The 25,507-nt window shown below is 66.3% G+C and carries 22 protein-coding genes and 1 pseudogene; 12 read left to right on the top strand and 11 right to left on the bottom strand.

The window, feature by feature from the left end; translation table 11 throughout:
- Positions 1-29: 29 nt before the first annotated feature.
- From AC3WLC_RS29170 to AC3WLC_RS29130, 9 genes are read right to left on the bottom strand one after another with little or no spacing between them, the layout of a single operon-like run.
- A complete protein-coding gene (locus AC3WLC_RS29170; protein ID WP_493687395.1) occupies positions 30-1,145 on the bottom strand; it encodes a CaiB/BaiF CoA transferase family protein in 1,116 nt (371 codons plus the stop codon).
- 2 nt (positions 1,146-1,147) lie between these two features.
- Positions 1,148-1,801 carry a 3-hydroxyacyl-CoA dehydrogenase family protein gene (locus AC3WLC_RS29165; RefSeq protein ID WP_493687394.1) on the bottom strand — a complete coding sequence of 218 codons (654 nt, stop codon included), beginning with the start codon at positions 1,799-1,801 and terminating at the stop codon, positions 1,148-1,150.
- A gap of 3 nt (positions 1,802-1,804) precedes the next feature.
- Positions 1,805-2,680 (bottom strand): 3-hydroxyacyl-CoA dehydrogenase family protein, encoded by an 876-nt coding sequence (locus AC3WLC_RS29160; protein ID WP_493687393.1) that lies wholly within the window; start codon positions 2,678-2,680, stop codon positions 1,805-1,807.
- Positions 2,681-2,688: 8 nt separating this feature from the next.
- Positions 2,689-3,855 (bottom strand): acyl-CoA dehydrogenase family protein, encoded by a 1,167-nt coding sequence (locus AC3WLC_RS29155; protein WP_493687392.1) that lies wholly within the window; start codon positions 3,853-3,855, stop codon positions 2,689-2,691.
- 11 nt (positions 3,856-3,866) lie between these two features.
- Entirely contained in the window at positions 3,867-4,607 is a 741-nt protein-coding gene (locus AC3WLC_RS29150) for an SDR family NAD(P)-dependent oxidoreductase (RefSeq protein ID WP_493687391.1), read from the bottom strand.
- A gap of 1 nt (position 4,608) precedes the next feature.
- The gene (locus tag AC3WLC_RS29145; RefSeq protein WP_493687390.1) at positions 4,609-5,373 is read right to left on the bottom strand and encodes an enoyl-CoA hydratase/isomerase family protein; all 765 of its coding nucleotides are present in this window, start codon (positions 5,371-5,373) and stop codon (positions 4,609-4,611) included.
- Position 5,374: 1 nt separating this feature from the next.
- On the bottom strand, positions 5,375-7,054 hold the full coding sequence (locus AC3WLC_RS29140) for a class I adenylate-forming enzyme family protein (RefSeq protein WP_493687389.1): 1,680 nt from the start codon (positions 7,052-7,054) through the stop codon (positions 5,375-5,377).
- Between the two features lie 8 nt (positions 7,055-7,062).
- Positions 7,063-7,842 (bottom strand): enoyl-CoA hydratase-related protein, encoded by a 780-nt coding sequence (locus AC3WLC_RS29135; RefSeq protein ID WP_493687388.1) that lies wholly within the window; start codon positions 7,840-7,842, stop codon positions 7,063-7,065.
- A 35-nt stretch (positions 7,843-7,877) separates the two neighbouring features.
- Positions 7,878-9,053, bottom strand: coding sequence for a CaiB/BaiF CoA transferase family protein (locus tag AC3WLC_RS29130; protein WP_493687387.1), 1,176 nt, complete (start codon positions 9,051-9,053; stop codon positions 7,878-7,880).
- A gap of 244 nt (positions 9,054-9,297) precedes the next feature.
- On the opposite strand from AC3WLC_RS29130, the gene AC3WLC_RS29125 reads away from it, so the two are divergent.
- The 8 genes from AC3WLC_RS29125 to AC3WLC_RS29090 all read left to right on the top strand — a co-directional run bounded on the left by AC3WLC_RS29125 (position 9,298) and on the right by AC3WLC_RS29090 (position 18,512).
- On the top strand, positions 9,298-10,926 hold the full coding sequence (locus tag AC3WLC_RS29125; RefSeq protein ID WP_493687386.1) for a sigma-54 interaction domain-containing protein: 1,629 nt from the start codon (positions 9,298-9,300) through the stop codon (positions 10,924-10,926).
- Positions 10,927-11,166: 240 nt separating this feature from the next.
- A complete protein-coding gene (locus AC3WLC_RS29120; RefSeq protein WP_493687385.1) occupies positions 11,167-12,606 on the top strand; it encodes an amidase in 1,440 nt (479 codons plus the stop codon).
- Complete coding sequence (locus AC3WLC_RS29115; RefSeq protein ID WP_493687384.1) at positions 12,603-12,809, top strand: hypothetical protein; 207 nt, start codon at positions 12,603-12,605, stop codon at positions 12,807-12,809. Before AC3WLC_RS29120 ends, AC3WLC_RS29115 begins: the two co-directional genes overlap by 4 nt.
- A 113-nt stretch (positions 12,810-12,922) precedes the next feature.
- Complete coding sequence (locus tag AC3WLC_RS29110) at positions 12,923-14,527, top strand: ABC transporter substrate-binding protein (protein WP_493687383.1); 1,605 nt, start codon at positions 12,923-12,925, stop codon at positions 14,525-14,527.
- 65 nt (positions 14,528-14,592) lie between these two features.
- Positions 14,593-15,546 carry an ABC transporter permease gene (locus AC3WLC_RS29105; RefSeq protein ID WP_493687382.1) on the top strand — a complete coding sequence of 318 codons (954 nt, stop codon included), beginning with the start codon at positions 14,593-14,595 and terminating at the stop codon, positions 15,544-15,546.
- Positions 15,547-15,559: 13 nt separating this feature from the next.
- Positions 15,560-16,456, top strand: a complete 897-nt coding sequence (locus tag AC3WLC_RS29100; protein WP_493687381.1) for an ABC transporter permease — start codon at positions 15,560-15,562, stop codon at positions 16,454-16,456.
- A gap of 7 nt (positions 16,457-16,463) precedes the next feature.
- Positions 16,464-17,498 carry an ABC transporter ATP-binding protein gene (locus tag AC3WLC_RS29095; protein ID WP_493687380.1) on the top strand — a complete coding sequence of 345 codons (1,035 nt, stop codon included), beginning with the start codon at positions 16,464-16,466 and terminating at the stop codon, positions 17,496-17,498.
- Between the two features lie 12 nt (positions 17,499-17,510).
- A complete protein-coding gene (locus AC3WLC_RS29090) occupies positions 17,511-18,512 on the top strand; it encodes an ABC transporter ATP-binding protein (RefSeq protein ID WP_493687379.1) in 1,002 nt (333 codons plus the stop codon).
- A gap of 9 nt (positions 18,513-18,521) precedes the next feature.
- Here AC3WLC_RS29090 and AC3WLC_RS29085 read toward each other — a convergent pair whose 3' ends face one another.
- Positions 18,522-19,868 (bottom strand): MmgE/PrpD family protein, encoded by a 1,347-nt coding sequence (locus tag AC3WLC_RS29085; RefSeq protein ID WP_493687378.1) that lies wholly within the window; start codon positions 19,866-19,868, stop codon positions 18,522-18,524.
- A gap of 247 nt (positions 19,869-20,115) precedes the next feature.
- Between AC3WLC_RS29085 and AC3WLC_RS29080 the strand changes: the two genes are divergently transcribed.
- Both AC3WLC_RS29080 and AC3WLC_RS29075 read left to right on the top strand, forming a co-directional pair.
- Positions 20,116-21,075 carry an NAD(P)-dependent oxidoreductase gene (locus AC3WLC_RS29080; RefSeq protein WP_493687377.1) on the top strand — a complete coding sequence of 320 codons (960 nt, stop codon included), beginning with the start codon at positions 20,116-20,118 and terminating at the stop codon, positions 21,073-21,075.
- 192 nt (positions 21,076-21,267) lie between these two features.
- The gene (locus tag AC3WLC_RS29075) at positions 21,268-22,581 is read left to right on the top strand and encodes an NtaA/DmoA family FMN-dependent monooxygenase (protein WP_493687376.1); all 1,314 of its coding nucleotides are present in this window, start codon (positions 21,268-21,270) and stop codon (positions 22,579-22,581) included.
- Between the two features lie 29 nt (positions 22,582-22,610).
- Here the strand turns inward: AC3WLC_RS29075 and AC3WLC_RS29070 are convergent, their stop codons facing one another.
- Complete coding sequence (locus tag AC3WLC_RS29070) at positions 22,611-23,516, bottom strand: LysR family transcriptional regulator (RefSeq protein ID WP_493687375.1); 906 nt, start codon at positions 23,514-23,516, stop codon at positions 22,611-22,613.
- 301 nt (positions 23,517-23,817) lie between these two features.
- Between AC3WLC_RS29070 and AC3WLC_RS29065 the strand changes: the two genes are divergently transcribed.
- The gene (locus tag AC3WLC_RS29065) at positions 23,818-24,615 is read left to right on the top strand and encodes an alpha/beta fold hydrolase (RefSeq protein WP_493687374.1); all 798 of its coding nucleotides are present in this window, start codon (positions 23,818-23,820) and stop codon (positions 24,613-24,615) included.
- Positions 24,616-25,104: 489 nt separating this feature from the next.
- A pseudogene (locus tag AC3WLC_RS29060) lies at positions 25,105-25,365 on the top strand (transporter); the annotation flags it as partial.
- Between the last annotated feature and the right edge of the window lie 142 nt (positions 25,366-25,507).

Below are 25,507 nucleotides of genomic sequence, written 5' to 3'. Positions count from 1 at the left end.
TTGTGGGAAAGCCACATCGTTGGAGCTCGTCAGATCGAGAGGAAAGGATCGGTGGTCTCGCCGAGCGCGGGCGCGGCGGCGCGGATCGTGTTCGACCGGAACGTCGGCGCGACCGGCACGGGCAAGGCAGGAATCTCGCGCCCTCCGGCCTTCAGGCTATGGGCGAACAGGCCGCGCTCGGCGAAATGCGGATCGCGCGCCGCCTCTTCCAGCGTCGCCACGATCGAGCAGCAGACGTCCTGCCCGGCAAAGGCGGCCTGCCACTGCGCCGCGCTACGGCTGGCGATGATCGTGGCTATAGCGGACTTGACGGTGCGTGGATCGGCCTCCGGGCTTTGCAGATCTTCAGGCAGCAGAATGATCCGGGTGAAGTTCTGCCAGAACTTGTCTTCCAGCGGCGCCGCGGCGAGGTAGCGATCATCCGCCGTGCGGTAGATCTGGTAGCGCGGCGAGCCGCCGGTGACGAGCTCATCGCCGCCCTTGGGCCAGCCGGCACCGGCAAAGCCGCTGCCCAACCCCCAATAGTTGAAGGTGAACAGGTTGTCGGCCATCGCAATGTCGAGCTGGCAGCCCTGTCCGGTCCGATCGCGCTGGCGCAGCGCCAGCAGGATATTGGTCACTGCCGGCATGGCGCCGCCGGCGATATCGGCGGCGAGGATCGGCGGCAGCACCGGCGCGCCATCCGAGCCGCGCGTGAGGTCGAGCACGCCGGCCTCGGCCATGTAGTTGAGGTCGTGCGCTGCGACATTGGCCTTCGGCCCGCTCTGGCCCCAGCCGGTGATGGCGCAGTAGATCAGCGCGGGGTTGAGCCGGCGCAGCGCCTCGTAGCCGAGACCGAGCCGCTCCATCACGCCCGGCCGGAACTGCTCGATCACGACGTCGGCGCTGACCAGCAGCGGCCTCAGGCGCGCGATCGCATCCGGCGCTTTCAGGTCGATCGCGATGCTCTGCTTGCCGCGGTTCAGCATGGCGAAGTTGATGCTGTCCTCGCCGAGCCTGGGCTCATAGGAGCGCATCTCGTCGCCGCGGCCGGGGCGCTCGATCTTGACGACGCGGGCGCCGGCCTCGGCCAGCATCAGGCTCGCCAGCGGGCCCGGCAGCAAGGTGGAGAAGTCGAGGACGAGGAGACCTTCGAGCGGACGCATCGTCACAGCCCCGCGCGCTGGCGGGCCTTGGCGACCTGCGCCCGGCGGGCCGGGGCATAGGCCGCATCGCCCAGAGCTTCGTGGAGAGCCTGCGTGACGTCGTGATGGGCGGCGAGGCCGGTGCGTTCCAAAAGCTCGATAGGCCCCTCTGGATAGCCAAGGCCGAGCTTGAGAGTCAGGTCCATGTCGCCGGCGCTGGCGAGGCCGCCATCGAGCCGGCGCAGCGCGGCGTTGTAATAGGGCCTGACCAGACGGTCGACGATGCGCCCAGGCACATCGTTGCAGAGTGCGGTCTTGAGACCGTGCGCCTCGAACAATTCGCGCGCCGCGGCGATGGCTGTCGCGGGCGTCGCCGGCTGCCGCACGATCTCGACGAGATCGGAAGGCGCGGCGTTGCCGAGCCTGAAACGGGCGAAGCCGAGCACGAGCCCACCCTCCTCGCCACGGGCCTCGCCGGTATGGACGCCCAGGCACTCGCTGCCGAGCTCGATCAGGATGGCGCGATAGCCCGCCCGGTCGGCGAGCCCGGCATAGACCTCTCCGGCGCCGTCGCCGACCAGCAACAAGATATCTCCATCGGGTGCGGCAGTGGCGATCAGCGAATGCGGCTCGGGAAAGGAGCGGCTGGTGCCGGCTTGAATGACGCGGTGGACCATGGTTCAGGCTCCGAAGATCGCTGTGTTGTCGTAGGAGAGGAAGCCGCGCTTGGTCTTGCGGCCGAGGCGGCGGGCGGCGACCATGCGGCGCAGCAGCGGCGGGCAAGCGGCGCGCGGCTCATGCGTCACGCCATGCAGCGCCTCGCAGAGCAGGACCTGCGTATCGAGCCCGATCAGGTCGAGCAGTTCCATCGGCCCCATCGCATAGCCGAGCGCGCCCTTGATCGCCTTGTCGATCTCGGCCGGCTCCGCCACGCCGTCCTCCACAAGACGGATCGCGTCGTTGTTATAGGGCACCAGGAAGTAGTTGAGGATGAAGCCGGGCGCGTCCTGCGTCTTGACCGGGCGCTGGCCCATTTCCTCGCAGATCCGCCAGGCGCGCTCGAAATGCTCCGGCGCGGTGTTGAGACCCGGCGACATCTCGACCAGCTTCATCAACTGCGCCGGCAGGCAGAAATGCATGCCGACGAAGCGGTCTTCCCGGCCAGAGCGGGCGGCGATCTCGGTGATCGAGAGCGTCGAGGTGTTGGAGGCGAAGAGGGTCTCCGGCGGGCAGACCTCGTTCAGGCCCGCGAACAGCCGGCCCTTGACCTCGAGCTCCTCGAAAATCGCCTCGATCACCAGCCCGCACGGGGCCATGGCGGCGATATCCGAGGTCGCGGAGACCCGCGCCATGATTGCCTCGACCTCGTCAGGCGTGAGCTTGCCACGCTGGACGGACTTGGCGAAGAAGGCCCTCATCTGCCCGACGGCCGCCTCGGCCCGGGCCTGGTCGACATCGTAGATGATGGTCGGGAAGCCGCCGCGGGCCGCGACGATGGCGATGCCGGTGCCCATCGTGCCCGATCCGGCAACGCCGATGGTGATCTTCTCGGTCATGACTGGTCCTAGCGTTCGATGAAGCTGCGGCCGACGAGCTGCCGGTGGATCTGGTTCGTGCCTTCCCAGATCTGCGTGATCTTGGCGTCGCGCATCAGGCGCTCGACCCGGTATTCGCTGATGTAGCCGTAGCCGCCATGGAGCTGGACGGCCTCTGTCGCCATGCGCATGGCAAGGTCGCTCGCTCGCCATTTCAGGATCGAGGCCTCGATGCCGATCTCGCTTTGCCCGGCATCGACGAGGCGGCCGACATGCATCAGCCAGGCGTCGCAGAGGGCGAGCTCGCTGGCGAGCTCGGCGAGCAGGAACTGGATGCCCTGGAACTCGATGATCCGGCGGCCGGACTGCTTGCGACCGTTGATATAGCCGGTCGCGTCATCGAAGGCGGCGCGGGCGATGCCGAGCGCATGGGCCGCGACCGAGGGGCGCGACTTGTTCAGCGAAGCGAGCAGCAGCTTCAGGCCTTCGCCAGGCCCCCGCAGCAGGTTGGCCTTGGGCACGCGGCAATTGTCGAAGGCGAGCGAGGCCGTTGAGGAGGCGCGGTGCCCCATCTTGTGCTCGAGGCCGAGGACCGAAAGGCCGGGCGTGCCTTTTTCCAGCACGAGACAGGAGATCGCCTGCTTGGCGTCGGCGGTCTCGGACCATTTGCCGAAGACGATGTAGAGATCGGCGACGTCGCCATTGGTGATGAAGGTCTTCGAACCGGAGACGACGATATCGTCGCCATCGGGCGTAAACTTGGTGCGCATGCCGGTCGCGTCCGAACCGGCATCGGGCTCGGTGATGACCAGCGCCGCGAGCCCACCTTCGGCGATGCGCGGCAGGAAGCGCTGCTTCTGCTCCTCGGAACCGAAATCGATCAGCGGCTTGATCGCATGGAAATTGGTCGCCCAGATGATGCCGGTCGAGGCGCAGGCGGCCGAGATCTCGCGCACGCAGGCGAGATAGGCGAGATAGGACAGGCCGGCGCCGCCATAGGCCTCCGGCACGAACATGGCATTGAGGCCGAGCGCATTGATGCCCTCGACATTCTTCCAGGGGAAAGTGCCGGTGCGGTCATGCTCGGCGGCGCGCGGCGCGATCTCGTTGCGGGCGAAATCGCGAACATTGGCGAGCAGCAGGGCTTCGTCCTCGGCGAGGCCGAGCTGGTCGTCGAGACGGGTCAGGACAGTCATGATGATCGCTTTCAGAGGGCCATGCCTTGGGCGCCGTCGAGATAGATCGTCTCGCCGGTGAGGAAGGGCAGCCGTTCCTGGAACAGTGTGGCGACGAGCGCCGCGACCTCGCCGGCCTGGGCCGGGCCGCCGACGGGAATGCGCGAGGCCAGGAAGGCGCGCACCTTCTCGGAGGCGAGGATCTCCTTGTTGAGGTCGGTCTCGATGTAGCCGGGCGCGACCGTCAGGAGGCGCACGTCCTTCTTGGCCCATTCGACCGCAAGGCAGCGCGTGATCGCAGCGACTGCCGCCTTGGAGGCGCAATAGGCCGTGTTGCGGCGGACGCCGAGCTTGTCGAAGAACGAGCCCATGTTGACGATCAGGCCGCCGCCGGCCGCGCGCAGATGCGGATAGGCGAGCTGGCAGATCGCGAAGGTCGCCGTCGCATTGGTGCGCAGGACTTCCTCGAACTCGGTGAGCGGCTGGCTGTCAGACGCCGCCTCGACATGGATGCCGGCATTGTTAACGAGGCCGTTCAGCTGACCCGCCTGGGTTTCGAAGCGCTCGATCGCCGCCTTGACGGCCGCGGTATCAAGCACGTCGGCCTGCAAGGGGATCAGCCGCGGCTGCAGCTCCGCCGGAATGTCGATGCCTTCAGGCCCCTGCCCCTTGCGCGACAAGCAGCCAACGACATGACCGCGCCGTGCAAGTTCGAGCGCGATGACCGCGCCGATACCCCGGCTGGCGCCGGTGACGATGATGTTCTGGGTCATCTCAGCGGTCCCGGAAGGTTGGCTTGCGCTTCTCGGCGAAGGCGGCGAGCCCCTCGGCCGCATCCTCTGTGCGATAGGCGAGAGTCGACAGGTCGGCCTCGATCTTCAGCCCCTCGACGAGTGGTGTATCGAGCGCGCGCTGCACCGCCGCTCGGGCGAAGGCGAGAGCGGGCAGTCCGAAACCTGCGAACTCGCCGGCAAAGCTCTTGGCGGCTTCGAGCACGTCGCCTTCCGCAAGACGATTGACCAGGCCGATCCGCAGGGCTTCCTCGGCCTCGACCGTACGCCCGGTCATGATCAGTTCGAGCGCGCGGGCTTCGCCGACCAGCCGCGGCAGCCGCTGCGTGCCACCATAGCCGGGGATCAGGCCGAGCTTGATCTCGGGCAATCCGAGCTTGGCCTTGGCCGTCGCAATGCGGAAGGTGCAGGCCAGAGCGAGCTCAAGGCCGCCGCCGAAGGCATAGCCGTTGATCGCGGCGATTGACGGCACCTTGAGGCCGTCGAGCCTGGCGAAGACGCGCTGGCCAAGCTCGGCTCCGGCGCGCTCTTCGAGGACTGAGCGCCCCATCAATTCCTTGATGTCCGCGCCGGCGCAGAAGGCCTTTTCGCCGGCGCCGGTGATGATCAGGGCACGGATGTCGAGGGCTGCGGCCTGCTCGATCGCGGCCTCGATGTCGCGGATGATCTGGAAGGAGAGAGCATTCAGCGCCTCCGGCCGGTTCAGGGTGATGACGGCACAGGCGCCATCCTGGCGGAGTTCGACCATGTCAGGCGCTCCGTGCGGTCGGCGCGTCGGCGCGCGCGATTGGTTGCGGCCGAAGCACGCCGCTGCGGATCTGCGCGACCATGTCGCGCTTCTGAACCTTGCCGCTCGCGGTCAGCGGGAAGGCGTCGAGCCGAAGGAAGTATTCCGGCATGTCGTATTTCGACAGCCCGGCTTCGGCGAGCTGGCGCAGCATGTCGGCAGGCTCGATATCGGCGCCATCCTTCGCGATGACGGCAAGGCAGACGCGCTCGCCCAGCCGGTCGTCCGGCACCGGAAGCGCCGCGACCTTGAAGACCGCAGGATGGCGAATGGCGAGGTTCTCGATCTGCGAGGGATAGATGTTGTGCCCGCCGCGAATGATCAGGTCCTTGGAGCGGCCGACGATCTCGAGATTGCCGTTCTCGTCGAGGCGACCGAGATCGCCGCTCATGAACCAGCCATGAGCGTTGAACGAGGTTTCCGTCGCCGTCTGGTTGCCGAAATAGCCGAGCATGAGACAGGCACCGCGCCCGCCGATCTCGCCGACCTCACCCTGGCTTGCCTCGACATCGGGCGCATCGACCTGCCAGATTCGGATCTCATAGGCGGAACAGGGCTTGCCGCAGGTCCGGACCATGGTGGCAAGATCATCGTCCGGCCGCGTGTATTGATGCGAGCCATTCTCGGTCATGCCGTAGACGTTCTGCGGCACGATGCCGAGGCCGATGAAACGGCGTGCGACCTCGATCGGGATCTGCGATCCCGCCATGTAGAAGATCTTGACCGAGCCGATGCCGGAGAGCCCGCGCCGGTCGAATTCGCCGAGCAGGTCGATCGCGTGCGTCGGCACGCCCATGACATAGGTCGCGCCGGTCTCGATGATCCGATCGAGCGGGCTTTGACCTTTCGGCAGATCGTTGATCACGAGCTCACAGCCGGCGACCAGCGTCTGCTCCAGCGCGACGGTACCGATATGGTGGCTGAGCGGGCTCAGGGAATAGAGAACCGTGCTGGCATCGAGGTTCCAGTCGCGCACCATCGCCCTGCCATTGGCGAGGAGCGTATTGTCCGAGTGCATCACGCCCTTGGGCTGGCCGGTCGTGCCCGAGGTGAAAGCGAGATAGCAGACCTTGTCCGGGTTGCTGACGGGCGGGACCAGGCCGGCCTCGGCATGGGCGGCCCGGAATGCCGCTGCACCGGCGGGAAGCGCCGTGCCATTTGTCGGCAGCGCGTAGAGGCGACGCATGGCGGGCAGCTTGCCGGCTGCGGCGACGATGTCCTCGCTCTCGGCATCGGCGCCATAGCCCGGCTCGAACAGCAGCGCCGCGGCCCGGCAACGCTCCATCAGCGTGGCGACCTCCGCCACCGTATGATTGCGATGGAGCGAGGGCACAGCGACGAAGCCGGCGCGCGAGCAGGCCAGGAAAGCCACGACCACCTCGACGCGGTTCGATAGCCAGATGCCGACACGGTCGCCCTGTCGCAGGCCGGCTGCGGCGAGATCGGCCGCGGCGGCGTCGGCCCAGGCCACCAGCTCCGACCAGATCAGCCGGCGGCGGCTGTCGGACACGGCGGGAACGTGCGGCCGCGCGCGCGCATGCTCCGCCGCGAGCCCGTAGAGCGTGTCCCCGCGCCATTCGCCCGTCTCGTAGTAATGGCGGGCGATGCCGGGATCATGCAGGGTGAGAAGTGTCGGATGCATGGTCGACCTCAGTGCCCGAATTTCGAGGCATCCGGCTTGCGGCGCTGCGCGAAGGACGCCGCGAGTTCCTGCGATTCCTCGGTATCGAGATAGCCGCGCAGCAGCAGGTCATGCGCCATCCGCGCCAGCCCGCCGACGCCGCTATGCCTGGCGGAGAACGCCGCCTTGAGCGAGGCGAGCGCGAAGGCGCCGCGATCGGCAAGGGTGAGCGCCATCTCGCGCGTCGCTGCGGCGAGCTCGGCATCGGGCACGACCTTGTTGACCAGGCCGTAGTCGAGCGCCTGACGCGCCGTCAGCTTCTCGTTGAGATACCAGATCTCCTTGGCGCGGCGCTTGCCGACGATGTCCTCGAGGAACCAGGTGCCGTAGCCGGCATCGAAGGAGCCGACCATCGGCCCCACCTGCCGGAAGACGGCGCTTTCCTTGGCGATCGCGAGGTCGCAGGTCATCTGCAGGACGTTGCCGCCGCCCACGGCGAAGCCGTTGACGCTGGCGATCACCGGCTTTTGCAAGCGCTCGATCGCATCGTACATTTCGAGCGTCGGCAGGACGCCCGCATAGAGATGGGTCTTCTCCATCCCGTCCTTGCGTCCGCCTGTGCAGAAGAACTTGTCGCCGGCGCCGGTCAGCACAAGGACGCGCGTGCGGGTCTCGTTGCGGACGGTCTCGATGCAATCGCGGATCTCGCGGCACATGACGGCGTTGAACATGTTGCCGTCCTCGGGACGGTTCAGCGTCAGCGTGCCGACGGGGCCGTCTTCGCTGTAGAGGATGGTGTCGTAGGCCATTGCTGTTCAGGTCCTTGTGGCGTTTCCGGGCGGCCTCAGATGATGCCGTTCTTCTTGAGCTCGATGATCGCGGCCTCGTCATAGGCGAGGTGTTCGCGCAGGATTTCGGCGCTGTGCTCGCCGAGGCGCGGCGGCGGTGACGCAATCCCGGCCGTAGCGCCATCGGCATGGATGCCGAGGCCGACCTGCGGCAGATGATGGCCCTCGCGCGTGGCCTGGAAGAACAGCCCGCGTTCGCGAAAATGCGGGTCGTCCACGACTTCGTCGACACGATAGATCGGGCCGGCCGGTACTTTCGCCTCCCCCAGCAAGGCAAGCCACTCGGCCCGCGGCCGCTGGCGCAGGATGGCCTGGATGCGCCCGACGATCTCGTTGCGATTGGCCCGGCGGGCGGCATTCGAGCAGACCGAGGTGCCCTCGGCCTGGCCGGGCTGGCCGACCGCCTGCCAGAAGCGCTGCCAGATCGCATCGTTGCCGAGGCCGAGCGTCATCGGCAGGTCGGCGGTCTCGAAGGTCTGGTAGATCGCGATCACACTGTCCCGGCCGCCGGAGCGGCGGGGCACCTCGCCCGAGCCGAGATAAGGTACGATGCGTGGCGACATGAAGCGGATCATGCTTTCCGTCAGCGAGATGTCCAGCGCGCAGCCCAGGCCGGTGGCATGCCGGCGATGCAGCGCCGCCAGCACGGCGAGCGCCGCATCGGTACCCGCCAGCATGTCCGCGGCAGGTGAGCCGACCTTCTGGGCCTCGCTCTCAGGCAGGCCTGTCAGATCCATGACGCTGCTGTAGCCCTCGGCGATGAGGTCATAACAGGGCAGCCCGGCCTTGGGACCGCTGAGGCCGAAGCCGGTGATCGACAGATGGATCAGGCGCGGCCGCTTTGCCCGCAGTGACGGCGCATCGAGGCGGCTCTTCCTCTGGGCTTCGCCCAGCTGGTTGACGACGACGACATCCGCCCGGTCGATCAGCGCCTCCAGGATCGCCCGCCCCTCCTCGCCGCGGTGGTCGAGCGCGATGCTCTTTTTGTTGCGGTTGACGGTCAGGAACCAGAGCGATTCTCCGTCGAGGAAGGGAGGCCCCCAATGGCGCGCATCGTCGCCAGCCGGCCGCTCGACCTTGATCACTTCGGCGCCGAAATCGCCGAGCAGCATAGTCGCGTAAGGCCCAGCGACCGAACTCGTCAGATCGAGCACGCGCACGCCGTCGAGCATGCCAAATGCAGAGCCCCGGCCTTGCTCCGGCAGATGGCGGGCGGGTGTGTCCAAAGGCGAAATAGGCTGATGTCTCATCATGCTCACCGATTGCCAGAGAGAAACAGCAAAGGGTGTGCCAATCAGGTAAGCTCATAAGATAAAACGATTTTTCGCTTGATCTTGATTTTTCGACAATGTTATGTGACCTCAATGACTACACTTTTTGACGCGACAGTGTCCGTCCTCTCAACAGCCAGAGCCAATGTCCCAGACCGTCGATATTGTCGTCATCGACGACACCGGCAAACTTGCCTTCTCGTCCGCTTCGGCGGCTTCATCCGGCCTTGCCGAGGCGGTGCGCCGCCATCTTGCTGGCCCCGCCGCAGGCCAGCGTTTGTCGGCCTTCGAATTTGCCGAGACAGAGTATGTCATGGTGACGGCGCCCGGGCCGGGATACACCGCAGCGATCGTGCACCCCGAAAGCTCGGGCTCGACGCTGGTCGACTTCGTCCTGAGCGTCGATATCGCCTTCGACATCCTGAACCACTTCCTGACCAACCCCTATGAGGGGATCACGGTCGTCGATCGCGATGCCGTCCTGCGCTATCTCAGCCCCGTGCACGAGCGCTTCTTCGGCCACAGGCGCGGCGACGCCATCGGGCGGCCGGTGCGCGATGTGATCGAGAACACCCGCCTCCATATCGTCGCGCGCACGGGAACGGCCGAGATCGGCCAGGTCCAGGAAATGCGCGACGTCACCCGCATCGTGAACCGCATTCCGATCCAGCGGGATGGACAGGTCGTCGGCGCGATCGGCCGCGTGCTGTTCAAGGCACCGGAGGAGGTGCATGAGCTGAGCCGCCAGATCTCCTCGCTGCGGGCCGAGGTCGACTATTACAAGAAGGAACTCACCGGGCTGCGGCATCGTGCCTTCGGTCTCGACGAGATCGTCGGCGAGAGCGATCCGATCAGGCGGCTCAAGGATGAGATCCGCAAGGTCGCGCCGCTCGACGTGCCCGTGTTCGTCTCGGGCGAGAGCGGCTCGGGCAAGGAACTGGTCGCCCATGCCATCCACAATCTGAGCCGGCGGCACGAGCAGCCGATGGTGCTGGTGAACTGCGGCGCCCTACCGGCGAATCTCGTCGAGAGCGAGCTTTTCGGCTACGAAGCCGGTGCCTTCACCGGGGCCAGGCGCGAGGGACGGGCCGGCAAATTCGAGATGGCCGACAAATCCAGCCTGTTCCTCGACGAGATCGGCGACATGCCGATGGAGACGCAGGTCAAGCTGCTGCGCGTGATCGAGAATGGCGTGTTCGAGCGGGTCGGCAGCAACCGCTCGCGCACCACGAATTTCCGTCTCATCAGCGCAACGAACCGCGATCTGCGCCGCCTGATCGCCGAGGAGGCGTTCCGGGCCGACCTCTATTTCCGGATCAATGGCGTGACGCTCAGCGTGCCGCCACTGCGCGAGCGCGCAACCGACATTCCGCTCCTCGTCCGCCATTTTATGCAGCGGATCGCCCCGCGCATCGGCTCGAACGTCCGGCGTATTCACCCGGGTGCGCTCGACATGCTGCGCGGCCTGCCCTGGCCGGGCAATGTGCGCCAGCTCCACCATGAGGTGCAGCGCGCGATGATCTTCGCAGATGGCCCTGAGCTGACGATGAGCAGCTTCAAGAGCCTCGATGCAACCGGCGATGAGATGGCACCGGCCCTGCCGGCCGCGCCGGTCGCCTCCACGATCCGGGAGACTGTCGGCAATGTCGAGCACGCGCTGATCCGCGAGGCGCTGGAGCGCCTGCGGGGCAACAAGAAACGGGTCGCCGAGGAGCTCGGCATCTCCCGTTCGTATCTCTACAAGAAGCTCGCCGAGATGTCCGTCCGGAGTTGAGCCTCTGGCCAGACGGCCAGAAAGTGTCTTTGGCAAGGACAGTGTTGTCGCCTACAACAGCCCGGCCGCTCGCGGAGCTGATTCTATAATCATTTGATTGAAAAGGATATTTTTTCTGACCGGCGCCTATTTCGGCGTTGGCACGTCGCTTGCGGACTAGTCAGTGAGGACAGCGCTCTGGGAGGGGCAGATGTCGACAAGCAAGCTTATGGCGGTGTTATCCCAAAAGGCCGCCGGACAATGACGGCCCAGCCGGCTCATTCCGCCGATCTGGCACAGCTCACGCTCGCCAAGAGCGGTAGCCTGCTGGCGCGCGGAGAGGCTTCGCCGGTCGATCTGCTCGAGGCATCGCTCGCACAGATCGAGCGCCTGAATCCGCATCTGCACGCCTTCATCACCGTCGCGGCCGACGAGGCACGGGCGGCAGCACGTGATTCCGAGACGCGAATCCACGCCGGCGGCTATCGCGGCGGGGTCGACGGCATCCCTGTCGCCCTCAAAGACAACATCGAAACCGCGGGCATCCGCACCACGTCGCATTCGCGCATCCTGCGCGACCATGTTCCGTCCGAGGACGCTACCGTCGTCGCACGGCTAAAGGCGGCGGGTGCAACGCTCGTCGGCAAGACCGCGACCTTCGAATTCGCTGTCGGTGGGCCCTCCTGGGATCTGCCCTGGCCGCCGGCCATCAATCCATGGAACAAGGCGCATCTGCCCGGTGGCTCCTCGTCCGGTTCAGCCGCGGCGCTCGCGGCAAGGATGGTTGCCGGGGCGCTCGGGACCGATACCGGCGGCTCAGTGCGCTGGCCTGCAGCCGTCTGCGGGGTCACCGGCCTGAAGCCGACCTATGGCCGGGTCAGCCGTCACGGCATCCATCCCAACACCTTCTCGCTCGATCATTGCGGCCCGATGGCACGCACCGTGGAGGACTGTGCCATCCTGCTGCAGGCGATCGCAGGGCATGATCCACGGGATCCCGCCAGTTTCATCGAAGCCGTTCCCGACTATCGCGCCGAACTCGACGGCTCGGTCGCCGGACTCCGGGTCGGACTCGTCCGGCACTGGTATGCCGACCACGCGGCCCCGGAGGTCATCGCGGCGGTCGATGCCGCGGCCGAGCAATTGAGAGACCTTGGCGCCGTGGTCGAAGAGATCGAGCTGCCGCCACTGCAGGACTATGTCGACTGCAAGACGGTGATCTCGCTCGGCGAGCTGTTCGCGATCCACGAGCGCGAGATGAAGACCCGGCCGCAGGATTTCGGGCGCTCGCTGCGCCAGCGCGTCCTTGCCGGCAGCCTCGTGCGCGCCGAGGACTACGTCCAGGCACTGCGCTGGCGCAGCGAGCTGGCGCGGCGCACCTTTGCCGCCTTCCACCGATGCGATCTGCTCGTGACCGCCGGCTGGCTGACTGAGGCCGAACCTAACGATCCCGGCGGAGCGGATTTCTTCCGGACGCGGCTGCTCATCACCATGCCGTTCAGCCTCGTCGGCAATCCGGCGCTCTGCCTGCCTTGCGGCTTCTCGGCAAAGGGCCTGCCTTTGGCCCTGCAGATCGCCGGACGCCCCTTCGACGAGATGAGCGTGCTGCGCGCCGGAGACGCCTATCAGCGCAGCACCGACTGGCATCTGCGCCAGCCACCGCTCGGGCAGTTCGACATCACAACGGAGGTAGCGGCATGAGCGAACAGCCGGTCACGCGCGAGGACATCGCCGCCATTGCAAGGGTCGCGGGACTCGATCTGTCGCCGGCGCTCTTCGACGAGCTGGTCGAGGCCTACCGGCTGATCGAGCCGTCATTGCAGCGCTTGCGCCGCAGCCGCGACCGTGGAGATGAGCCGGCTCACATCTACGATCCACGTGTTTTCACGGCAACCGATCGCTGAATCCGGTTGCAAGGAAGGTCCTCCGGAACGAGCGGCACCGGGCGGGCACGATGCGAGGGGACGGGCGAGGCCCTGCGCCGCAAGAGACAACCGACAATCCAAGGGAGGGGACAATGAAATCCAAGCTTATCAGGCGGCTGGCCGCCGCTGTTGGCCTCGGTGCGATGACGCTCGCATCGCCGGCTCTGGCCGAGAAGGTGCTGCGCGTCGCGATGACCGTCGCGGACGTGCCGCTGACCACCGGCCAGCCCAGCCAGGGAACCGAGGGTCTGCGCTTCATGGGCGGCACCGTCTATGACGGACTGGTCAATTGGGACCTGTCGAGCGCGGACAAGGCAGCATCGCTGACGCCAGGCCTTGCTGAAAGCTGGGCGGTCGATGAGATCGACAAGAGCAAGTGGACCTTCAAATTGCGCCGCGGCGTCAAGTTCCACGATGGCTCGGACTTCGATGCCGATGCCGTCGTCTGGAACTTCGACAAGCTGATGAAGCGCGACGCGCCGCAATTCGACCAAGCCCAGTCCACCCAGGCTTCGCAGTATTACGGCAGCATCCAGTCCTGGAAGAAGATCGATGACTTCACTGTCGAGATCGTGACGAAAGTCCCCGATTCAGTCCTGCCCTACAACCTCGCCAACCTGTTCTTCTCCAGCCCGAAGCGCTGGGAGGAGCTCGGCCGCGACTGGAACAAGGTGGCTTACCAGCCGGCCGGCACCGGGCCATGGAAGGTCGACAAGTTCGTGCCGCGCGAGCGTGTCGAGCTCGTCCGCAACGCCGGCTACTGGAATCCCAAGCGAGTGACGAAATCGGACCGCCTGGTGCTGTTGCCGATGCCGGACTCCAACACGCGCGTCGCGGCGCTGTTGTCCAACCAGGTCGACTGGATCGAGGCCCCTCCCCCGGACGCCGTGCCGCGGCTCAAGCAGTCGGGCATGACGATCGTGAGCAATGTCTATCCGCATGTCTGGCCGTTCCAGATCAGCCTGATGGAGGATTCGCCCTTCAAGGACCTGCGAGTACGCAAGGCGGCCAATCTCGCGATCGACCGCGACGGCCTCGTCAAGCTGCTCGGTGGCCTGGCCGTTCCGGCCAAGGGCATGGTCAATCCAGGACATCCCTGGTTCGGCAAGCCGAGCTTCGACATCAAATACGATCCCGAAGCCGCCAGAAAGCTGCTGGCGGAGGCCGGTTACAGCGAGAAGAAGCCGGCCAAGGTCAGGCTGGTGATCGCGCCCTCCGGGTCAGGCCAGATGCTGCCCCTCCCGATGAGCGAGTTCATCAAGGAGAACTTCCGCGATGTCGGCATCGATCTCGAATTCGTGGTGATGGACTGGGAGGCACTGCGGGCACGCCGCCGGGCCGGCGCCTGGGCGCCCGAGAACAAAGGCATACACGGCGTCAACAACAGCTGGAGCTTCCAGGATCCCGACATCGGCCTGATCAAGGCGGCGGCGTCCTTCGAGCCGGTGCCGACGGGCTTCAACTGGGGGCGCTACGACGATCCGAAGTCCGACGAGCTCGCCAAGGCCGCGAAGTCGAGCTTCGATCCGGCCCAGCAGGAGCGCATCCTCGCCGCGCTGCATGCCAGGATCGTCGACCAGGCGATGTGGCTCTGGGTTGTGCATGACCTCGGTCCGCGTGCGCTCTCGCCCAAGGTCAAGGGCTTCGTGCCGGCGCAGAGCTGGCTGCAGGATCTGACGCCCGTCGACATCCAGTAACATTGCGGCGACGGGTCGGCCGGGCTGTCAAAAAGTCTGGCCGACTCCGGCGCTGGAGAGAAACGATGCTGATCTATTTCCTGCGGCGCGTGCTCTATACGGTCCCGATCGCCCTCGGCGTCTCGATCGTCTGCTTCGCGCTCATCCACCTGGCTCCGGGCGATCCGCTCAGCTCCGTCATGCCCGAAGGCGCCAGCCCTCAGGTCATGGCCGAGCTCAAGGCCGCCTATGGCTTCGACAAGCCGCTGCCGGTCCAGTATCTCACCTGGCTCGGGCGGGTGCTCACCGGCGATTTCGGCTATTCGATCATGACCCGCCGCCCGGTGCTCGGCGAGGTCGGGCCCGCGGTCGTCAACACGCTGATCCTCGCCGTCGCCGCCGTCTTCATCGGCTTCGCCGTCGGCCTGCTGCTCGGGCTGATCGCCGGCTACAGCGCCGGCAGCGTGCTGGATCGCGTCGTGACATCGCTCGCCGTGACCGGCGTCAGCGTTCCACATTATTGGCTCGGCATGGTCCTGATCGTGATCTTCGCGGTCAATCTCAACCTGCTGCCCGCCATGGGCATGGGCGCCAGCGGCTCGGCGGCTTTCGCACTCAACTGGGAAAGCCTGCGGCATCTGATCCTGCCGGCCATCGCGCTCTCAGTCATTCCGGCCGGCATCATCGCGCGTTCCGTGCGTGGCACCGTCGCCGAGGTGCGCAAGCAGGATTTCGTACAGACCCTCTATGCCAAGGGCCTGCCGCCGCAGCGCATCTTCGTGCATATCGTCAAGAACGCGGCGCCGACCGTGCTCGCGATCATGGGGTTGCAGCTGGCGCAATTGCTTGGCGGCTCGATCCTGGTCGAGACGGTGTTTTCCTGGCCGGGCACCGGCTTCCTGCTCAACACGGCGATCTTCACGCGCGACCTGCCGGTGCTGCAGGGCACGATCCTCGTGCTCGCGATGTTCTTCGTCTTCATCAATCTGATCGTCGACCTCATCCAGAGCGCCTTCGATCCGCGCATCAAGCGCGCCTGAACCGGTTCCCGACATGACCAATCTCGCATTCGACGATTCCGGCGCGGCGCCTACGGGACGAAGGCCCCGCTCGCGTAGCTTCTGGCAGAGCGTGGGGCGCCGGCTGGCGCGCGACCCGCTGACGCTGACCTGCGCCGCGATTCTCCTGCTGATCCTGCTGGCAGCGATCTTCGCCCCATTCATTGCGCCGCACGATCCCTACCGCACGAGTATGACGCGACGCCTCCTTGCCGTCGGCGACACCAGGCACTGGCTCGGCACCGACGAGCTCGGCCGCGACCTGCTCTCGCGCCTGATCTATGGCGGGCGGATGTCGCTGTTCATGGGCTTCATGCCGGTGATCCTCGCCACCATGATCGGCGGCGCGCTCGGCATCATCGCGGGCTATGCCGGCGGTGCCCTCAACATGGCGATCATGCGCCTGATCGACGTGTTCTACGCCTTCCCCTCGGTGCTGCTCGCGGTCGCGATCTCCGGGGTCCTCGGCGCCGGCCTGGTCAACAGCCTGGTATCGCTGACTCTGGTCTTCATTCCTCCGGTCGCGCGCGTGGCCGAAAGCGTCACCACCCAGATCCGCAATCAGGATTATGTCGAGGCCGCCCGTGCCACCGGTGCGGCCAGTTGGCGGATCGTCACCGGCCATGTGCTGAGCAATGTCACCGGCCCGATTCTGATCTATGCCTCGAGCCTAATCAGCGTCTCGATCGTCATCGCCTCGGGCCTGAGCTTCCTCGGGCTCGGCGTCGTCCCGCCGGAAGCCGAATGGGGGCTGATGCTGAACACGCTGCGGCAGTCGATTTATATCGCGCCGCTCAATGCCGTACTCCCCGGCGTGATGATCTTCATCACCTCCATGTGCTCCAACCTGATCAGCGACGGGTTGCGCAGCGCCATGGACGTCAAGGTGTGAGGCCGTGATGCTGACCAGACCTTTGCCCGAAGCCATCGCCATGGATGACCACCCGGCCGAGCCGCTGCTGCGCGTCCGCGATCTGCGCAAGCATTTCCCGATCAAGGGCGGCCTGCTCGGCCGCGCCCAGGCCCATGTCCGGGCGGTCGACGGTGTCTCCTTCGATGTCCACGAGGGCGAGACGCTCGGCATCGTCGGCGAATCCGGTTGCGGCAAGTCGACCCTGGCCCGTTTGCTGATCCAGTTGATCGCGGCCGACAGCGGCAGCGTCGCGCTCGCCAACAGCAGCCCGGACAAGGATTCGCTGCGCGCGCTGCGCCGCCAGATCCAGATGGTGTTCCAGGATTCCTACGCGACGCTCAACCCGCGCCTCACCATCGAGGACTCGATCGCCTTCGGCCTGAAGGCCAATGGCAGCAGCCGGACGCAGGCGCGCCAGCGCGCTCATGAGGTGCTCGACATGGTCGGCCTCGTACCGGACATGTTCGCCCAGCGTTACCCGCACGAGCTCTCCGGCGGCCAGCGCCAACGCGTCAACATCGCCCGCGCGCTGGCGCTCGGCCCGCGCCTCGTCATCTTGGATGAGGCGGTGTCGGCGCTGGACAAATCGGTCGAGGCGCAGGTGCTGAACCAGCTCGAAGACCTGAAGCAGCGCCTCGGGCTGACCTATGTCTTCATCTCGCACGACCTCAACGTCGTGCAGTACATCAGCGACCGCGTGCTGGTGATGTATCTCGGCAAGGCGATCGAGGTCGGGCCGGTCGCGCGCATCTATGGCGCACCGCAGCATCCCTATACGCAGGGCCTGCTGTCCTCGCGCCTGTCGATGGACCCGCACCGGCGTGTCAGCGCCGCGCCCCTGTCGGGCGATCCGCCCAATCCGATCGACCCGCCTTCCGGCTGCCGTTTCCGCACGCGCTGTCCGATCGCCGAAGGGCTGTGCGCGCAGCGTGAGCCGGCGCTGGCCGCGACCGCCGACGGCCATGTCGTCGCCTGCCATGCCCGTCAGCCGGGTTCCGGCCACAGCCTCGCGCAGGCTTGAGGGATCGCCGCCATGCAGAACAATGTTCTTCCGATCCAGTCGGAGCTCGCCGGAGCCGCGCCACTGGTCGATGTCCGCGACCTTACCGTCCGCTTCGTCTCGCGCGATCTCGACATTCCCGTCGTCAACGGCGTCAGCTTCGAGCTGGCGCAGGGCGAGGTGCTCTGCCTGCTCGGCGAGTCCGGCTCCGGCAAGAGCGTCACCATGCGCGCTTTGATGCGGCTGTTCCCCGCGACCGCACGCATCGGCGGCAGCATCCATGTCGATGGCCGCGACATCCTGGCCTTACCGGAGCCTGGGCTCCGCCAGATCCGCGGCCGGCTGATCTCGATGATCTTCCAAGAACCGATGACAGCCTTCGACCCGGTCTTCACCATCGGCACGCAGATCGCCGAATCCGTCGCCTATCACGACGGCGTCTCGATGCGAGCCGGGCGCACGCGCGCCCTGGAGCTGCTCGATCTCGTCCAGGTACCATCGGCGAAGCGCCGGCTGGACGCCTATCCGCACGAGCTCTCCGGCGGACTGCGCCAGCGTGCGATGATCGCGCTCGCGCTCGCCTGTCGGCCGAAACTCCTGCTCGCCGACGAACCGACCACGGCGCTCGACGCTACCGTGCAGATCCAGATCCTGCTCCTGCTGCGCCAGCTGCAGCAGGAACTCGGCATGGCGACGATCTTCGTCACCCATGATCTCGGCGTCGCCTGCGAGGTCGCGGACCGCATCGCCGTCATGTATGCCGGCCGCTTCGTCGAGGCCGGCTCGGTCACCGAGGTGATGGACGCGCCGCGCCACCCTTATACGGCAGGCCTGCTGCGCTCGACCATCCATGGCGGCATGAAGGGCGAACGGCTCGACCCGATCCCCGGCTCGCCGCCTGATCTCGCGGCCTTGCCGAGGGGCTGCGCCTTCGCACCGCGCTGCGGCAGCGCCGCTCCCGATTGCCTCGCCGCCCCGCCACCGAATGTCGCGCTCGGCGGCAGCCATCAGGCACGCTGCATCAAGCTGGCCTGAACCGCGCGGTCAGGCCGGAACGGTCAGGGCCAGCAGCTCGGCCGCATTCTCAACACGGTCGAGTGTCCAGATCGCCTCGACCAGCGCCTTGCGCGCGTCCGGTGCGAGCCTCGACGCCGTCAACTCGTCGAACTTCGCTTCGAGCTCGGCATCGCTCAGTGGGCGAGCGAGGCTGCCCCGGGCATCGTCGATCGCGATCGTGCGCTCGTCACCGTTGCCGAGCTTGAAGACGAGCCGCGCGGCGTCGACGCTGAGCGTGGGGTCGGATGTCAGCGAGACCTTCGCGCGCAGTGCCATGACGACCGGATCGCATACACACTGATCGGAAAACTCCGCCAGGCCGGGCTTGCCGTTGAGCAGGGTCGCGGCGACCGCGTGCTGGGTGCTGACCTGTGCCTCGCGGCCGGTCGAGATCGACGGCCTGTCGGCGCGCTGCAGCAGCAACGGGTTGCCAGTGACGATGATGGCCTCGATGTCGTCGAAAGCCGCCGTCGTCTCGGCACGCCAGAGCAGGCAGGCGTCGATCACCGGGTTGATGACGACGCCGCACGGGTACGGCTTGTAGGTATTGCGCGCGAGCTGCCAGCCTTCGCCGAGCCCGGCGGTCAGCGCGGTCAGGTCCGGCGCATCGGCCATCACGGCGAGGAAACCTTGTGAGCCCTCGATCGGCGCGGCGGGACCGTCGAATCCCTTTTCCGCCAAGAGTGCGCTCCAAAGTCCATTGCGAGCGGCCGAGCCGATGCTGACGCTCTTGGCCATGGTGCCGAGACTCTCGACCAGCCCGGCCGATTGTGTCGCGGCCAGGCCCAGCGCCCAGCCCGTCTTCTGCGGATCGAGCTTGAGCGCGCGGCTCGCCGCCGCGGCCGCGCCGAGCACGCCGCAGGTCGCGGTGATGTGCCAGCCCCTGCGATAATGCGCGGGAAAGATCGCGTTGCCGGTACGGCAGGCGATCTCGACGCCGACCGCGAAGCTCGTCAGCAATGCCTGGCCACTCAGCCCCGTGCGTTCTGCCAGGGCGAACAGCGGCGGCGCGATCGGGGCGCTCGGATGGATGACGGTCGGGACATGCGTGTCGTCGAAATCGGCGATGTTGGCGCTGGCGGCATTGACGAAGCTGGCACCGAGCGCGTCGAGCCGGTCGCGGCGGCCGATCACACCTGCCTGAGGGGTGCCGCCGAATTCGCGCAGGGACGCGATCGCGAGCTCGATCGCGGGCTCGCCGCTGCCGCTGATCGCGGTGGCGAAAAAGTTGAGCAGCGAGCGCTTCGCCTCGTGCCGGATCGCGTCGGGCAGGTCCTGCCAGCGGCTGTCCGCGATGAAGCGGGCGAGGTCACGGGTGAGCCCAGTCTGTTCCACGTTAGCCTCGATCCTCACGCCAGCCCGGCATGCGCTTTTAGAATGCTCCCGCCGTCGATTGCGAACGCAAATCGGAGGCCAGACGCCCGCACGCGGGAATATCGGGACAGGGGCGCGCGGAGCCCCGGAAATGTCCTCGCTGCAAACAATGCTGCCCGCCGCGCGGACAGGCTGGAGAACAAAGATCCAAGATATATCCGATATTTAGAAACGCGCCTGTCTGGCATCGCTCTTGCGGACGGATAAGATGTCGACACCTTATGAGCGCCAAGGCATCCCGCGCATGAACAAACCATCTTTGGCCTTCATCGGTACTGGCGCCATCGGCTCGCCCATGGCCTTTCGACTCCTGCAGGCCGGCTTTCCGCTGACCGTCAACAACCGGCGCCGGCAGGGAGCGGAGACTCTGATCAGCGCCGGTGCGCGCTGGGCCGACAGCGCGGCCGAAGCGGCAGGCCAGGCCGAGCTCGTCTTCACCTGCCTGCCGAGCCAAGCGGCGATGGACGATGTCAGCTTCGGCCCTCGCGGCATAGTCGCGGGCGGCAAGCCGCGCTGCGTGATCGACTTCTCGACGACCAGCCCGGATGACGCGATCCGGATGGCCGGGTTGTTCGAGGCCTCCGGAATCGGCTTTCTCGACGCGCCGGTGACCGGTGGCGTGCCGCGGGCTCGGGAGGGCAAGCTCACCGTGATCGCCTCGGGCGCAGAGGATGCCATCGCGCTGGCCCGGCCGGCCTTCGAAGCCGTCGGCTCCACCATCGTCGTCGTCGGCCCCAATGCCGGGCAGGCCCAGACGGTCAAGCTGATCAACAACATGCTGAACTACACGGCGATGGCGGCGACCTCCGAGGCGATGGTGCTCGGCGCCAGGGCCGGCATCGATCCGGCGACCATCCTCTCCGTCGTCAACAACGGCTCCGGCAAGAACTCCGCGACCGAGATCAAGTTTCCCATGGCCGTCCTGCCCCGGACCTTCAATTTCGGGGCGACCAATCGCGTCGCGGCAAAGGATCTTTCGCTCTTCCTCGGCATCGCCGACGAGCTTGAGGTGCCGACACCGATCGCCAGTCTCGTCTCGCAGCTCTGGCGTACCTGGGTACGCGAGCATGGCGACGAAGACCTCACCACGCTGGTGAAGCTGTTCGAATCCTGGTCCGGCGTCGAGGTTCGGGCGAAAGACCAGCAACCATCCGAACCTGCCAGCTGACGTTATTTCGCCAAACCGGCTGAGAGGCTGGTCTCAGGCGGCGCACCCGTTGCGGACTAGGGCTCACGGATCAAGCAGGCAAAGGCGTTCGCCTCACGCCTTGCTGCGGCGCGGCCGCACGTCATGTCGCAGCAAGCCGCGCCCGCCGAGCAACATCCCAAGGTCATATCAGCAAGTGATGAAGGACAAGCCATGACACGTGTCCGCCGACTCAAGACCCTCGTGCCGGCCGCCAATGTCGTCGCCGCCAGCAATGATGCCGACCCGATGGCGGGAGCGCGGCAGGCGGTCACGCTGGCGCGCAAGGCGGAGGCGGAGAAGATCACCGGGCTGTTCACCGCCGATCTGCTGCAGATCGACCAGGCAGGCCTGTCGGGAGAGACCGGCACGCAGGAGCCGATCATCGCCCTGGCGGCACTGAGCCAGGCGACCTCCCATATCGGCCTGGTCGCCACGGTCTCGACCAGCTTCCACCATCCGTTCAACCTCGCCCGGCAGATCGGTACGCTCGATCACGCCAGCGGTGGACGTGCCGGCTGGAATGCCGTGACCTCCTCGGTCGGCGAGGAGAATTTCGGCGAGGCGCTGCCGAGTCCGGAAGAGCGCTACGCGCGGGCGGCGGAGTTCATCGAGATCGTCCATGCGCTCTACGACGCCAACGAGCGTGATGGCGTATCGCGCAGGGTCTCCGGCTCGCTCGCGATCGATCCGGCCAAGTTCCGCCCGATCGCCCATCGCGGCAGCCACTTCACGGTCGAAGGGCCACTCAATGTGCCATCACTGCCGCAGCGGCGGCCGGTCCAGTTTCAGGCCGGGCAATCCGAGGCCGGAATTGCACTTGGCGCCCGCTATGCGGAGGTCGTCTATACCTCCCAGCCGCACCTCGATGGAGCGCTTGCGTTCGCGGCCGAGTTGCGTCGCCGCGCCGTGGGCTTCGGGCGTGGCGCCGGGCCGCCCTTCATCATGAACTCCTTTCATTCGACCATCGGCTCGTCCGAGACCGATGTCGCAAGGCGGGTGCAAGAGAGGCACGACCGGATCGACTATCAGCGCGGCAGGGTGAAGCTCGCCGACATGCTGGGCGGCGATCTCGACCTGTCGGGACTGTCGCTCGACGCGCCGCTGCCGGGCAACCTGCTGCCCGAGGTAGGCAGGATCAATCGCCGCCGTGGCCGCGCCGAAGTCTTCAGCCGCCTAGCGCGGCAAGGATCGACCCTGCGCGAACTCATCATCCAGGCGCAGGACACCGGGCACTGGGCCGTCGCAGGCACGCCGGAGCAGCTCGCCGATGCGATCGAGGAGCGCTATCGCGCCGGCGTGCTCGACCTGCTGACGCTGCACGGGCTCGGCAATCCTGACCAGGAGGACGCGCTCCTCAACGGCCTGCTGCCGGAATTGCGCCGCCGCTCGCTGATCGACAGCGACTATGTCGGCGATGATTTCCGCAGCAATCTGGAGCTTCCGGCCTTGCCGCAGCCGGAATTTGCGACGGCCAGGAGTGCCTGACACCCCGAAGCGCGGCGGACAGGGCGATCCTAGAAATCGCTGGTGATCGACGCTGGCTGTGCCCGCAGATGCCGCCATAGCGCTTCCGCGACCGGGCCATGGGACCGATCGCGCCGGCGTATGGCCGCCACGGTTTCGACCCGGCCGGGCAGGTGTTCGCCGGCGATCGAGAGCAGCCTGCCGTCCTTGAGTTCCTCGGCGATGAGCCATGCCGGCAGATGCCCCCAGGCCAGCCCGTGGAGGATCAGCTCCTTCTTCATCTGATGGTCCGGGACGGAGCAGCGCTGTGAGCCTTCGACCAGGAAATAACTGTCCGGCGAGGGCTGTCGCGCTGTGTCGCGGATGACGCATTGGGTGTAAGGCCGCATCCGCTCGGGCGTGCTCGCCAGTCCGGGGGCGGTCGACAGGAACCCTGGCGCTACCACCGGAACGAACTCCACGGTGCAAAGATCGGCCCGTTCGAGCCGCGGGTCCGACGGATCGGCACGGTGCAGGATCAGGTCGGCATGACCCTCCAGCAAGCGTTCGAGCGGTCCGTTGATCGTCTCGTACTCCAGATGGAGGCGCGTCCGGCTGTGGCCGGCGAAGAACCGGCCGAGCAGGCGCAGGGCGGGTGGCCGCGGACAGACATCACCCAGTACGACGCGCAGGATCGTTTCCTCCCCGCTCGCCAGTTGATCGGCATAGCCGTGCAGATGGTCGAGCTCGCGCAGCATCAACCGGGCGCGCGCATGAAACAGCGCCCCAGCCTCTGTCAGACCCACCCTGTAGCCGCTGCGGTCGAGCAAGGTCAGCTTGAGCACATGTTCGAGACGGGCAACAGCCGCGAACACCGATGGATGCGAGCGATTCAAGGCGAGCGCCGCGGCCTGAAAACTGCCTTTGCTGGCGACGGCGTCGAAACACCTGAGATCGTGAAGCTTAAGCTCATTCAATGTCTTTGTTTCCGACAGAGATTGTCGAAACAGAGTAATATTATACGACGCTGACCTGGCCTAGCGATATGTGCGGCCGGAGCTTTATCCGCCGGGTCCCCGGGGGCAGGCCAGAGCCGAGCCCCGTTCGATCAGAAGGACATGCAGCATGGCCGGTTTCGTCACGCGTCGCAGCGCAATCGCGCTCGGTGGCTGCGCGCTCATGGCGCCAGGCCTGGCCGCAGCGCAATCACCCGGCGGATTCAGCCCCGGCGCAGCGCAAAACGCTGCCAACCCAAATCAGAACAGCAATGAGAGCAAGATGACCGAGACCCGTCATTTCACCGCCGGCGACGGCTGCCGCATCGCCTATCAGCTGACCGGCAGCGCCGACCGGCCCGTCCTGGTGCTGTCGAATTCGATCGCGACCTCGCTCCATATGTGGGACGGGCAGGTGCAGAAGCTGTCGGAGACCTACCGCGTGCTGCGCTATGATTTTCGCGGCCACGGCAAGTCCGATACGCCGGCAGGCGCCTACTCGATCGATCGGTTAGGGCGCGATGTGATCGAGCTGCTCGATTCGCTGGGCATCAAGCAGGCCCATTTCTGCGGCCTGTCGATGGGGGGCTGGGTTGGGCAGTGGCTGGCCGTCCATGCTCCGGATCGGATCGGCCGGCTCATCCTCTCCAACACCGCGGCCTATCTCGGACCCCCCTCCAATTTCGACGCGCAGATCCGGGCGGTGCTCGCGGTCAAGGACATGGCGGACACGGCAGACCAGTTCATGCGCAACTGGTTCCCGGCCTCGATGCTGGCAGGTCCGAACGAGATCGTCGACACCTTCCGGGCCATGGTCCTGGCGACGCCGCCACGAGGTCTCGCCGGATGTTTCGCCGCCTTGCGTGATAACGATCTGCGCCGGACGATCGCGTTGATCAAGGCGCCGACCCTGGTGATCGGCGGCATAGACGACAAGGTGACCCTGGCAAGCCACAGCGAGGAGATCGCTGCGACGATTCCGGGCGCCAAGCTGGTGTTGATGCCGGGCGTTCACATGCTCAATGTCGAGCGGCCGGCGGAATTCCTCGGCGCTGTGACAGGCTTCCTGGCGGCCGCATAGGAATAGGTCTCGAAAGACGGCCTGGCGGCTGTGCAGGGTACTTTCGAGCTTCGAGTGCCTTAGCAGCAGCCGGCAGGCCCGTAGACCTCCTGTGCGCTTGTAGATCAACGCGACCTTCGTGCAGCGAAGACTACGGGTGCCGTAGAGTGCAGGTTTCACTCCAATCAGTGCGCCCCAATTGCCCAAAAGCTGCCCCTATTGTCGGGTCGTCAGATGGTCGCCTGGCCGACTGCGGCTAGGGAAGAGCATCCCTCAAAGGGAGACCTCAAGTGGTGGGCACTTGTAGCGTCTCGGCTAAGCCATCAAAGTTGCGCCGTCTCGCGTCCAACTGAGATGCCGGAAAGGGGACGCTCCAGAAGTCAGCTGTGGGCCAAATTTACTGCCTGCCCCCGCCAAAATGCGCCACCATCGGACCTTGGCTCTTTGCCTGAAAGCCGACGTCACAAGCGCAACATAGGCATGGGAGCGACCCGTGGCGGAGCTGGGCCGATCAACATGACATTCGTGCAGCCATTCGTGTCCTATACGACGGCCGATGCCTGGACATTCGCGCTCAATACCGAGGCGACCTATGATTGGACCAACGACAAGCTGACCGTGCCGGTCAATGCGGTGGTCTCGAAGCTCGTCAAAATCGGGGGGCAGCCGATCAGCCTGTTTGCGGGCGTGCGCTACTACGCCATCACGCCTCAATCAGGCCCTAAGGGCTTCGGAGCCAGGGCCGGTCTGACGTTCCTGTTTCCCACATAAGAACTTCGGCCTGCTGCCGGTTCTGTGGACAGTCGGTTAATGTCAGCGGCGGCGGGATTCCAGGCCAGCGGGGCTGAGCAAAACCAGGCCAGTGGTAGAGTCGCGAGACGATGTGCAGAGGTCCCCAATCGGCGCCCTCTGC

It is taken from the genome of Allobosea sp. GW821-FHT03A12 (assembly GCF_058986765.1).
The sequence above is the reverse complement of the archived record's forward strand: the minus strand, read 5'-3'. Positions and strand labels throughout refer to the sequence as shown.